This is a genomic window from Pseudomonas sp. RA_35y_Pfl2_P32 (assembly GCF_963970735.1).
GTDB lineage: Bacteria > Pseudomonadota > Gammaproteobacteria > Pseudomonadales > Pseudomonadaceae > Aquipseudomonas.
The window spans coordinates 33474-45320 of record NZ_CAXAQF010000015.1; the positions used below are offsets into that span (position 1 = coordinate 33474).

Here is an 11847-nt window from a genome sequence, read left to right on the forward strand (position 1 = left end):
CTGCAACTTTGAACAAGATCAATGCGCAAACGCATCAAACTAATTCATGGCCAAATACCCAAAAGAATTCCAGGCACAAAAAACCCGCCGTAGGGCGGGCTTGCATTGACGCGCAAAACCATCAGCGGGCGTACATCCCCCACCAGAACACATGCCCCAGGATGATGATCTGCCCTGCCTGGATATCCTGGAAGCCATAGTCCTCATCCGGATGCTCCTCACGATTAAAGCTGCGCAGGCGAATCCCGGTGGGCAGGCGATACAGTTGTTTGACGCGTAACTGGCCGTTGTGGTTGATGGCGTAGAGGTCGCCGTCGACGATATCGCCGATCCCACACTTGCCGGCATTCACCCCGACCGTGGCGCCATCACGCAGCACCGGCAACATGCTGTTGCCGCGCACGGTCACGCACTTGGCCTGATCGAACTGCACGCCGTTGTGGCGCAGGCTGCGCTTGCCGAAACGCAGGCTGGCGCGCTCGCTTTCTTCGATGACGAATCGTCCTGATCCAGCAGCCAATTCAACCTCGCGCAGAAAGGGTACCGAGACCTCGTCGTCTTCGATGGGTGTATCGTCATCCCACAGGCTGATGTCCTTGAGTTCCGAGTGCGCGGGATCCCGTGCAGGCGGACTACCCGGCGCGACATCGACGCGACCCCGCAACTGGTCGGTGCTCACGCGAAAATACTCGGCGATCTTCGAGATGTGTTTATCCGATGGATCGGCGATCTTGCCGCCGAGTATCCGCGAGAGGGTGGATTGCGGCACGCCGGTACGACGGTGAAGCTCCGTAGGGGAGATCCCGTGTTGATCGAGCAGCGCCCTGAGGACGGTAGAAACATTGCGTTTTTGCATAATTCCCATGATGCGGGTTCTTTTCAGTGATGACAAATGCAGTTTTGCATAAATGGCCTTTTGGATCTGCAAAACACCCCGCATGACGTTCATCCCTGGGTCACGCGCAGCCGCCCATGGTAACCTTGCGCCCATCGCGCAAAGGCCTGGGCAACGCCCTCCTTTACCCACCCCTTTGAATGAATCCGCCTGATTACCCGATGAATAAAGCACTTTCCGACCTGTCCTCCCACACCCCGATGATGCAGCAGTACTGGCGCCTGAAGAACCAGCACCCGGACCAGTTGATGTTCTATCGCATGGGTGACTTCTACGAGATCTTCTACGAGGACGCGAAGAAAGCCGCCAAGCTGCTGGACATCACCTTGACGGCACGTGGGCAGTCGGCCGGTCAGGCGATCCCGATGTGCGGGATTCCTTACCATGCCGCCGAAGGCTACCTGGCCAAGCTGGTCAAGCTGGGCGAGTCGGTGGTGATCTGTGAGCAGGTAGGCGACCCGGCGACCAGCAAGGGCCCGGTGGATCGCCAGGTGGTGCGCATCATTACCCCTGGTACCGTCAGCGACGAGGCGTTGCTGGACGAGCGACGCGACAACCTGATCGCCGCTGTGCTGGGTGACGAACGTCTGTTCGGCCTGGCCGTGCTGGACATTACCAGCGGCAACTTCACAGTGCTGGAAATCAAAGGCTGGGGAAACCTGCTGGCCGAGCTGGAGCGGGTCAACCCGGTGGAACTGATGATCCCGGATGACTGGCCCAAAGACCTGCCGGCCGAAAAACGGCGTGGCGTTCGTCGTCGCGCGCCGTGGGATTTCGAGCGAGATTCGGCGCTCAAGAGCCTATGCCAGCAATTTTCCACCCAGGACCTCAAGGGTTTTGGTTGCGAAAACCTGACCCTGGCCATCGGCGCTGCCGGTTGCCTGTTGAGCTATGCCAAGGAAACCCAGCGTACCGCCCTGCCGCACTTGCGCAGCTTGCGGCATGAACGCCTGGACGACACCGTGGTGCTGGACGGCGCGAGCCGGCGCAACCTGGAACTGGACACCAACCTGGCCGGCGGCCGTGACAACACCCTGCAATCGGTGGTCGATCGCTGCCAGACCGCCATGGGCAGTCGCCTGCTGACCCGCTGGTTGAACCGCCCGCTGCGTGACCTGCAGGTGCTGCAGGCGCGGCAGAGTTCGATCACCTGCCTGCTGGATGGCTATCGCTTCGAGAAGCTGCAACCGCAGCTCAAGGAGATCGGCGACATCGAGCGGATCCTGGCACGGATCGGCCTGCGCAATGCTCGCCCGCGCGACCTGGCACGTTTGCGTGACGCCCTCGGTGCCCTGCCGCAACTGCAGGTGGCGATGAGTGAACTGGAGGCGCCCCACCTGAACCAGTTGGCCGTGACCACCAGCACCTATCCCGAGCTGGCGGCGCTGCTGGAAAAAGCCATCATCGATAACCCGCCTGCGGTAATCCGCGACGGCGGGGTATTGAAAACCGGGTACGACGCCGAGCTCGACGAACTGCAATCGCTGAGCGAAAACGCCGGCCAGTTCCTGATCGACCTGGAAGCTCGAGAAAAGGCCCGCACCGGCCTGTCGCATCTGAAGGTCGGTTACAACCGGATTCACGGCTACTTCATCGAACTGCCCAGCAAGCAAGCCGAACAAGCTCCCGCCGACTACATCCGGCGCCAAACGCTCAAGGGGGCCGAGCGTTTCATCACTCCGGAACTCAAGGCGTTCGAGGACAAGGCGCTGTCGGCCAAGAGCCGTGCGCTGGCCCGCGAGAAAATGCTTTACGAAGCCTTGCTCGAGGACCTGATCAGCCAACTGCCGCCCCTGCAGGACACCGCTGCGGCGCTGGCCGAGCTGGATGTGCTGAGCAACCTGGCCGAACGGGCCTTGAACCTGGACCTGAACTGCCCGCGCTTCGTCAGCGAGCCGTGCATGCGCATCAGCCAGGGGCGCCACCCAGTGGTCGAGCAAGTGCTCACCACACCGTTCGTGGCCAATGACCTGAGCCTGGATGACAACACGCGGATGCTGGTGATCACCGGCCCGAACATGGGCGGTAAATCCACCTACATGCGCCAGACCGCACTGATCGTGTTGCTGGCCCACATCGGCAGTTTCGTGCCGGCAGCCAGCTGTGAATTGTCGCTCATGGACCGGATCTTCACCCGGATCGGCTCCAGTGACGACCTCGCCGGCGGGCGTTCGACCTTCATGGTGGAGATGAGCGAAACCGCGAACATTTTGCACAATGCCACCGAGCGCAGCCTGGTGCTGATGGACGAAGTGGGGCGTGGCACCAGCACCTTCGACGGTCTATCCCTGGCCTGGGCAGCGGCCGAGCGCCTGGCCCAGTTGCGCGCCTATACCCTGTTCGCCACCCACTACTTCGAGTTGACGGTCCTGCCGGAAAGCCAGCCATTGGTAGCCAACGTGCATCTCAATGCCACTGAGCACAACGAACGCATCGTGTTCCTCCACCACGTGCTGCCTGGCCCCGCCAGTCAGAGTTACGGCCTGGCGGTGGCACAACTGGCGGGCGTACCCACAGAGGTCATCCTGCGTGCCCGGGAACACTTGAGCCGCCTGGAAACCACCAGCCTGCCCCATGAAGTCCCGGCTCCGGCCAAAGGCAAACCGGCTACGCCGCAGCAGAGCGACATGTTCGCCAGCCTGCCTCACCCCGTGCTGGATGAGCTGGCAAAACTCGATCTGGATGACCTGACACCACGTCGTGCACTCGAAATGCTCTATACACTGAAGACACGGATCTAACGCTGTTGCCTGCAAGCTGTTAGAATCTCGCGCGGTTTGGGGTGCTGCAGGCTATTAGCCTGGTCTGCAGGCAAGCGCTCCCAAACCTGGCGACCCCACCGTGAAGGGGCGCAGCACGCCGCCTGAGGAGAGAATTAGAAATGACCTTCGTCGTCACCGACAACTGCATCAAGTGCAAGTACACCGACTGCGTAGAAGTCTGTCCGGTGGACTGCTTTTACGAAGGCCCGAACTTCCTGGTGATTCACCCGGATGAGTGCATCGACTGCGCCCTGTGCGAGCCGGAATGCCCTGCTGTGGCCATCTTCTCCGAGGACGAAGTTCCGGAAGGGATGCAAGAATTCATTCAGCTGAACGTTGAACTGGCCGAAATCTGGCCCAACATCACTGAGAAGAAAGATCCGCTGCCAGACGCAGCGGAGTTTGATGGCGTCAAAGGCAAGATCCAAGACCTGGATCGCTGATCTTCGCTGCACGCTCAAAAAAGGCCCTTCGCGGGCCTTTTTGCGTATTCGGGAGCGGTACTTTTCGGCGGGCAAAAAAAGGGGCGGTGTGACCCGCCCACATTTTTTCCCTAGTCCCTGTGTTCCTTTTCATCGTCCTGATGAATCACATCCTTGCGATGTTCCCTGACCATCATCCTTGATGGCTGTGTCTGTCCGTCGACACAGGGCTGATATTAAAGGCTTCGTCAGCAATCACAATCACCGCTTAGGCTTAAACAGTAGGTGTAGAAGTGCCTTCAGCAACAATTAATTCTTTATAAATCAGCATGTTAAAAAATGTATTACTGAGTAACGGCATTCATCCAGCAAACATAAAAACCGAACACTTACGAAAGAGTAAGCCACGGCTTACAGCAACACGGGAAAGCACCCGGGTTACTCTCCCAGCTAAACAAAGGGTGAAATCGCGGGCACAAAAAACCCCGAGATGTCGGGGTTTTTGCTGATCGAGTACCGGGGTTCCTGCTACTGGAACAGAGACTCGCTCGACAATCCATTTTTCTCGAGGATTTCACGCAGGCGTTTCAGCCCTTCTACCTGGATCTGCCGGACCCGTTCGCGGGTCAGTCCGATTTCCAGGCCTACGTCCTCCAGCGTGCTGCTCTCATGGCCGCGCAAGCCGAAGCGGCGAATCACCACCTCGCGTTGCTTGTCGGTCAATTCACACAGCCACTGATCGATACTCTGTGACAGGTCATCATCCTGAAGCAACTCACAGGGATCGGTAGGACGGTCGTCGGTCAGGGTGTCCAGCAGGGTTTTGTCCGAATCCGGACCCAGCGAGACGTCGACCGAAGAAACCCGTTCATTCAGGCCGAGCATGCGCTTGACCTCGCCCACCGGTTTTTCCAGCAGGTTGGCGATTTCTTCGGGCGAGGGTTCATGATCGAGCTTTTGTGTCAGCTCTCGGGCGGCACGCAGGTAGACATTCAGCTCTTTGACTACGTGAATCGGCAACCGGATGGTCCGGGTCTGATTCATGATCGCGCGCTCGATGGTCTGACGAATCCACCAAGTTGCGTAGGTCGAGAAGCGGAAGCCACGCTCCGGATCAAACTTTTCCACTGCCCGGATCAGTCCGAGGTTGCCCTCTTCGATCAGGTCGAGCAATGACAGCCCACGATTGACATAGCGCCGGGCGATTTTCACCACCAGCCGCAAGTTGCTTTCAATCATGCGTTTTCGCCCAGCCGGATCACCGCTTTGCGACAGGCGCGCAAAATGAACTTCTTCTTCCGGGGACAACAGGGGGGAAAAGCCGATTTCATTGAGGTACAGCTGGGTGGCGTCAAGCGCCCGCGTGTAGTCAATGTACTTGTGTTGCTTGAGTGAGGCGGAGTGCTTGGATTTTGCGCGAACTGAAGGTGTAGCAGACCCCTCATTCGACGTCTGATCCGATGCGACGTCGGTCTCCATCAGGAGAACCTCATCGTCGATGTCAAACTCCGGCACTTCTTTACTGAGAGCCATTGTTATAGTCCTTTGGTGAGTTCGACCTCAAGCTCGAGCGGCGCCTTTATCCTTGGCAACGCTGGAGCCTGTTCCTCTACGTGAAGGAACAGGCTGGTAACAAATCAACGACGCGGCAGGAATTGCAGCGGATCAACTGGCTTACCTTGTCGGCGAATCTCAAAATGCAGTTTCACCCGGTCCGTACCCGTTGACCCCATTTCGGCAATTGTCTGTCCGACCTTGACCTGCTGCCCCTCCCGAACCAACAGCCTGCGGTTGTGACCGTAGGCACTGACGTAGGTATCGCTGTGTTTGATAATGACCAATTCACCGTAGCCCCGCAAGCCACTCCCGGCGTAAACGACAGTCCCATCAGACGCAGCTAAAACAGGCTGTCCCAAATCTCCGGCGATATCAATTCCTTTATTCAAACTACCGTTTGAAGAGAATTTTCCAATAAGAATGCCATTAGATGGCCAACCCCATCCTGTGGGAGCGGGCCCCGCCGGGGGCATTGGCGCCGGCGCTGGCTTGCGGGCAGTGGACGGCGCAGCGGTGGTCGTACTGGTGCCGGCCGAAGCGGGACGGCGGGTCACCGTGAATTTTCCGGAAGGCGAAGAACTGGTGGTGGAGGACGTCACCACCGGGGTCGGCGTTGAACCGGAGCGCCCATCGAAGCGAATCGTCTGACCCGGATGTATCGTGTAAGGCGCAGGAATATTGTTGCGCGCCGCGAGGGCTTTGTAGTCCCAGCCGTAGCGAAAAGCGATGGAAAACAAGGTATCGCCGCGACGGACTACATACTGGCCGGTGGTAACGGCAGGACGCTGGGCGGCCGTGTTGCTGCGATCGACAACCCGCACGTCACTCGACTTGGTGCTGGAGCAACCGACCAGCAAGGAGCTCAAGACAAGGCCAGTCACCAGGCACTGAAAGCTTTTTGTACCAATACGCTGCGCAATGACGTTGAGACTCACCCGCCGCTCCCTTTCTGGTGGCTGAAAATAGTAGATGCCTGGTTCAGGCATGAAGTGTCGCAAGTATAACTGGCCGTTGGCGCATTACCGTCGGCAAAACGAAATCGTACAGGCCCAGGGTTTACTGGCTGTAGTACAACGACGTTGAAGCCATCCTTGCCGCTGTAAGACCAAGGCAATCGAAGAGAATTCAGCGCCGTTGAACAAATGCTCAGGCCAATGGCCCGTTCAGCAACGGGACGAAGCGCACCGAGCCCAGCACGCGCCTGGAAAACCCTTGTTCTTCTCGGATGATCAACATCAATTGTTGAACCTCCCCTGACCCGACCGGAATCACCAGACGCCCTCCTGGCGCCAACTGATCCAGCAGGGCCTGGGGCACATCGGTCGCTACCGCCGTGACAATGATGCCGTTATAAGGCGCCAGCGCCGGCCAGCCTTCCCAACCATCGCCCCAGCGAAACACCACGTTGCGCAGGTTCAACTCCACCAGGCGCTCTTTGGCCCGATCCTGCAGGACCTTGATCCGCTCGACCGAAAACACTCGCTCCACCAGTTGCGACAACACCGCAGTCTGGTAACCGGAGCCCGTACCGATCTCCATGACCTTGTCCAGGGGCCCCGCCTCCAGAAGCAGCTCGCTCATGCGCGCCACCATGTAAGGCTGGGAAATGGTCTGGTTGTGGCCAATCGGCAGGGCCGTGTCTTCGTAGGCACGATGGGCCAGCGCTTCATCGACAAACAGATGGCGCGGCGTGCGGCGAATCACCTCCAGGACCTGGGCGTTGCTCACGCCCTCTTCATAAAGTCGCTGGATCAGGCGCTCACGGGTACGCTGGGAAGTCATCCCGATCCCGCGGCGCAGCATATCGTCTTGCTCGCGAGCCATCAGCGCAGCCCCTCCAGCCAGCCGTCGAGACTGGCAAAGGCATCATTGAAGGTGCGATCGAGCTGCAGCGGGGTGATCGAGACATACCCCTGCATGACAGCGTGGAAATCCGTACCCGGCCCACCGTCTTCCGCGTCACCCGCCGCGGCAATCCAGTAGCCGGACTTGCCGCGGGGGTCGACCACTTTGGTCGGTGCCGCAGCGCGGGCTCGGTGACCCAGGCGGGTCAGTTGAATGCCGCGGATGTGATCCAGCGGCAGGTTCGGAATGTTCACGTTCAACACCGTGCGCGGCGGCAGGTTCAGCTCGGCATGAGCCTCCACCAGTTTGCGCGCAAAGTAGGCCGCTGTCGGCAAATTATCCACCTGCCGCGAGACCAGGGAAAAAGCAAAAGACGGCTTGGCGAGAAAGCGCCCTTCGAGGGCCGCGGCCACCGTACCGGAGTACAGCACATCGTCCCCCAGGTTGGCCCCCAGGTTGATCCCGGAAACCACCATGTCTGGCTCACGCTCGAGCAAGCCGTTGAGGCCCAGGTGCACGCAATCGGTCGGTGTGCCATTGAGGCTGATAAAGCCGTTGCCCAGGGTTTGCGGGTGCAGCGGACGGTCCAGCGTCAGCGAACTGCTGGCGCCGCTTTTGTCCTGGTCCGGGGCGATAACCACGCACTCGGTGTAATCCGCCAGCGCAGCATGAAGCGCAGCGAGACCGGGTGCGGTTACCCCATCGTCGTTAGAGATCAGAATACGCATGGGCTGTCCGTCTGCCCCACCGGCACCAGATCAACGAGTTCACGCACCAATACGGTGGCGAAGCATCCGGCCGGCAGGACGAATTCCAGTTGCAGAATGTCCAGCGAAGGATAATGCCACGTCAACCCGCCAATGGGCAGCCGCAGGATGCGCCGTTCGTGGCTCATTCCGGCGTTTACCAGCCAGTCGCGCAACTCCGCTTCGCCCGTGGCGATCCGTTGTTCCAGCTCATGGGTCGCACCAGTGGCAGGCGAGTCGCCCTCGCCCCATTGCGGCCCGGTCGGATGCAGGTCGAGGATCGCCAGGCGCGGGTCGCTGCACTCCGCTTCGCCAGCCGGAAAAAAACTGCGGCTGTCGGTGAATGCCAGCAAATCACCCACTTGGGCGCGCTGCCAACTGCCATCGGCAACACGCGCCGCCAGCACCTGATTGAACAGAAAGCTGCGAGCGGTGGACAACAACCGCGAACGCACATTGTGCTGCTCCGGCAAGGCTTTGCGCGCGGCCCAGGCACGCGCATCCACCACGTTGCCGCCGTCATGGCCAAAACGCTGCGCACCGAAGTAATTGGGGATGCCCTGCTTGGCGATCAGTTGCAGACGCGCCTCGATCGCCTCTTTGTCACCGGCGAACTGGGTCAGGCGTAAAGTAAAACCGTTGGCCGAATGTGCGCCTCGTTGCAGCTTGCGCTTGTGCCGGGCGGTCTTGAGAATTTTCAGGGTGTCGTTTTCAGCCGCCGACAGATCCGGATCAGCCTTGCCGGGCAATTGCACGCTGAACCACTGACGGGTCAGCGCCTGGCGATCCTTCAGACCGGCATAGCTAACCGTGCGCAAGGGCACGCCGGCGGCCTTGGCGATGCGCCGTGCCGCTTCCTCGGTATTCAGACCGCGTTTTTCCACCCAGATCCACAGGTGCTCACCGTCGCCAGTCAGCGGAATGTCGAGCACTTCATCGACCTGGAAATCTTCCGCGATGGCTTTTAGTACGGCGGTGCCCAGGGGTTCACCGTAGGCACGCGGGCCAAGCAATTGCGCTTCGTTCATGGGCGCAGCAACAAGGCAACGGAATGCACGGCAATGCCTTCTTCGCGACCGACAAAGCCGAGTTTTTCGGTGGTGGTAGCTTTCACGTTCACTTGATCCAGTTCTACTTGAAGATCGGCGGCAATCAGCGCGCGCATCGATTCGATATGGGGGGCCATTTTCGGCGCCTGGGCCACGATGGTGTTGTCGACGTTGCCGACTTTCCAGCCCTTGGCATGAATCAGCGCAACGACATGACGCAACAGCGCACGGCTGTCAGCACCCTTGAACTGTGGATCGGTATCGGGGAAGTGTTTACCGATATCGCCCAATGCCGCAGCACCCAGCAAGGCATCGCTCAACGCGTGCAACAACACGTCGCCGTCGGAGTGGGCGAGCAGCCCGAAGCTATGTGCAATCCGCACGCCGCCCAGAGTGATGAAATCGCCTTCAGCAAAACGGTGCACATCGTAGCCGTGGCCAATACGCATAAAAAAACGCCCTGATTGAGTCAGGGCGTGATTCTACCTGCTTTAGGCGCCTAGGGCGTGCGCGTGATGCCGTAAGTGATCATCGATGAAGCTGGCGATGAAGAAATAACTGTGGTCGTAGCCCGGTTGCAAGCGCAAGGTCAACGGATGGCCGGCGAGTTTGGCCGCCTGCTGCAAAGCTTCAGGCTTGAGTTGCGTGGCGAGGAAATCGTCCCGATCGCCCTGATCGACCAGCAGTGGCAGCTGTTCGCCGGCCTCGCTGATCAGCACCGTGGCATCCCACTCACGCCACTTCGAACGCTCTTCCCCCAGATACCGGGAGAACGCCTTCTGACCCCACGGGCAATCCATTGGGTTATTGATCGGCGCGAATGCCGAGACTGACTGGTAGCGCCCCGGATTACGCAGTGCGCACACCAGTGCGCCGTGGCCACCCATGGAATGACCGCTGACGCCACGTTTGTCCGAAGCCGGGAAATGCGCCTCGACCAATGCCGGCAATTCCTGCACCACGTAGTCGTGCATCCGATAGTGTTTGGCCCAGGGTTCCTGGGTGGCGTTCAGGTAAAACCCGGCCCCCAGGCCGAAATCCCAGGCGCCCTCCGGGTCCCCCGGCACATCGGCACCGCGCGGGCTGGTGTCCGGCGCCACGATGATCAAGCCAAGCTCGGCCGCCAGGCGCATGGCCCCCGCCTTATGCATGAAGTTCTCATCGGTGCAGGTCAAGCCTGACAACCAATACAGCACCGGCAACTTGCCGCCCTGCTCCGCCTGAGGCGGCAGATACACGGCAAACACCATGTCGCAGCCCAACGTTTCGGAGTGATGCCTGTAGCGTTTATGCCAGCCACCGAAGCTCTTCTGGCATGAAATATTTTCCAGACTCATGGGGATACTCCCAACTTCAAGCTTGTAGCTTGCCGCTGCTCTTAAAAATGGATGACGGTGCGAATGCTTTTGCCTTCATGCATCAGGTCAAAAGCCTTGTTGATGTCTTCCAGGCCCATGGTGTGGGTGATGAAGGTGTCCAGTGGAATCTCGCCGGTCTGGGCCATTTCCACGTAGCTTGGCAACTCGCTGCGACCGCGCACCCCACCAAAGGCCGAACCGCGCCAGACGCGCCCGGTGACCAACTGGAACGGACGGGTAGCGATTTCCTGGCCGGCACCGGCCACGCCGATGATCACCGACTCGCCCCAGCCTTTATGGCAGCACTCCAGTGCCGCACGCATCAGTTGAACATTGCCGATGCACTCAAAGGAAAAGTCCACGCCACCATCCGTCATGTCGACAATGACGTCCTGGATCGGACGATCGAAATCTTTCGGATTCACACAGTCGGTGGCACCCAACTGTTTGGCGATCTCGAATTTGCCCGGATTGATGTCGATGGCAATAATGCGCGCGGCCTTGGCCTTGACCGCACCGATCACGGCCGACAGGCCAATCCCGCCCAGACCGAAGATAGCCACGGTATCGCCCGGCTTGACCTTGGCAGTGTTGATCACGGCACCGATCCCGGTGGTCACGCCGCAGCCCAGCAGGCAGACCTTTTCCAGCGGCGCCTCTTTAGGAATCTTGGCCACGGAAATTTCCGGCAGCACGGTGTACTCGGAGAAAGTCGAGGTGCCCATGTAGTGGAAAATCGGCTGGCCTTTGTAGGAGAAACGAGTAGTGCCGTCCGGCATCAGGCCTTTGCCCTGGGTCGCACGGATCGCCTGGCAGAGGTTGGTCTTGCCGGACTTGCAGAACTTGCACTGGCCACATTCCGGGGTGTAGAGCGGAATCACATGATCACCCACCGCCACCGAGGTCACGCCTTCACCGATGGCTTCGACGACCGCGCCACCTTCGTGCCCGAGGATCGACGGGAAGATGCCTTCCGGATCGGCACCCGACAAGGTGTAGGCGTCGGTGTGGCATACACCGGAGGCGACCACGCGCAACAGCACTTCACCGGCCTTGGGCATGGCGACATCGACTTCAACGATCTCCAGGGGTTTCTTGGCCTCGAAGGCAACGGCAGCGCGCGACTTGATCATCCTGACTCTCCAGCAAATTAAAACGAGACCGGGAGTGTAATACACGGTCATCCGATGAATAATCGAGACAAACGCAAAAT

The 11847-nt window shown here is 59.6% G+C and carries 11 protein-coding genes; 2 read left to right on the forward strand and 9 right to left on the reverse strand.

The features are described 5' to 3' along the window. Nucleotides 1-121 precede the first annotated feature (121 nt). Nucleotides 122-856, reverse strand: coding sequence for a LexA family transcriptional regulator (locus AACY45_RS16375; protein WP_339546521.1), 735 nt, complete (start codon nucleotides 854-856; stop codon nucleotides 122-124). A 200-nt stretch (nucleotides 857-1056) separates the two neighbouring features. Between AACY45_RS16375 and mutS the strand changes: the two genes are divergently transcribed. Both mutS and fdxA read left to right on the forward strand, forming a co-directional pair. After that, nucleotides 1057-3636, forward strand: coding sequence for a DNA mismatch repair protein MutS (mutS, locus tag AACY45_RS16380; protein ID WP_339546424.1), 2580 nt, complete (start codon nucleotides 1057-1059; stop codon nucleotides 3634-3636). A gap of 140 nt (nucleotides 3637-3776) precedes the next feature. Further along, nucleotides 3777-4100: a ferredoxin FdxA gene (gene fdxA, locus AACY45_RS16385; RefSeq protein WP_339546425.1), complete on the forward strand. Its 324-nt coding sequence runs from the start codon at nucleotides 3777-3779 to the stop codon at nucleotides 4098-4100. A 507-nt stretch (nucleotides 4101-4607) separates the two neighbouring features. Here the strand turns inward: fdxA and rpoS are convergent. From rpoS to AACY45_RS16425, 8 genes are all read right to left on the reverse strand, one after another. Beyond that, nucleotides 4608-5612, reverse strand: coding sequence for an RNA polymerase sigma factor RpoS (gene rpoS / locus AACY45_RS16390; protein WP_095166839.1), 1005 nt, complete (start codon nucleotides 5610-5612; stop codon nucleotides 4608-4610). 104 nt (nucleotides 5613-5716) lie between these two features. Then, the gene (locus AACY45_RS16395; RefSeq protein ID WP_339546426.1) at nucleotides 5717-6571 is read right to left on the reverse strand and encodes a peptidoglycan DD-metalloendopeptidase family protein; all 855 of its coding nucleotides are present in this window, start codon (nucleotides 6569-6571) and stop codon (nucleotides 5717-5719) included. Between the two features lie 211 nt (nucleotides 6572-6782). Next, on the reverse strand, nucleotides 6783-7418 hold the full coding sequence (locus AACY45_RS16400; RefSeq protein WP_176457689.1) for a protein-L-isoaspartate(D-aspartate) O-methyltransferase: 636 nt from the start codon (nucleotides 7416-7418) through the stop codon (nucleotides 6783-6785). A 41-nt stretch (nucleotides 7419-7459) separates the two neighbouring features. Beyond that, nucleotides 7460-8209 (reverse strand): 5'/3'-nucleotidase SurE, encoded by a 750-nt coding sequence (gene surE / locus AACY45_RS16405; RefSeq protein WP_339546427.1) that lies wholly within the window; start codon nucleotides 8207-8209, stop codon nucleotides 7460-7462. Further along, complete coding sequence (gene truD, locus AACY45_RS16410) at nucleotides 8197-9255, reverse strand: tRNA pseudouridine(13) synthase TruD (protein ID WP_339546428.1); 1059 nt, start codon at nucleotides 9253-9255, stop codon at nucleotides 8197-8199. Before truD ends, surE begins: the two co-directional genes overlap by 13 nt. Next, complete coding sequence (ispF, locus tag AACY45_RS16415; protein ID WP_166592670.1) at nucleotides 9252-9725, reverse strand: 2-C-methyl-D-erythritol 2,4-cyclodiphosphate synthase; 474 nt, start codon at nucleotides 9723-9725, stop codon at nucleotides 9252-9254. The genes truD and ispF overlap by 4 nt, the downstream gene beginning before the upstream one ends. Before the next feature lie 42 nt (nucleotides 9726-9767). Next, nucleotides 9768-10619: an S-formylglutathione hydrolase gene (fghA, locus tag AACY45_RS16420; protein WP_339546522.1), complete on the reverse strand. Its 852-nt coding sequence runs from the start codon at nucleotides 10617-10619 to the stop codon at nucleotides 9768-9770. 35 nt (nucleotides 10620-10654) lie between these two features. After that, on the reverse strand, nucleotides 10655-11767 hold the full coding sequence (locus tag AACY45_RS16425) for an S-(hydroxymethyl)glutathione dehydrogenase/class III alcohol dehydrogenase (RefSeq protein WP_182343682.1): 1113 nt from the start codon (nucleotides 11765-11767) through the stop codon (nucleotides 10655-10657). Between the last annotated feature and the right edge of the window lie 80 nt (nucleotides 11768-11847).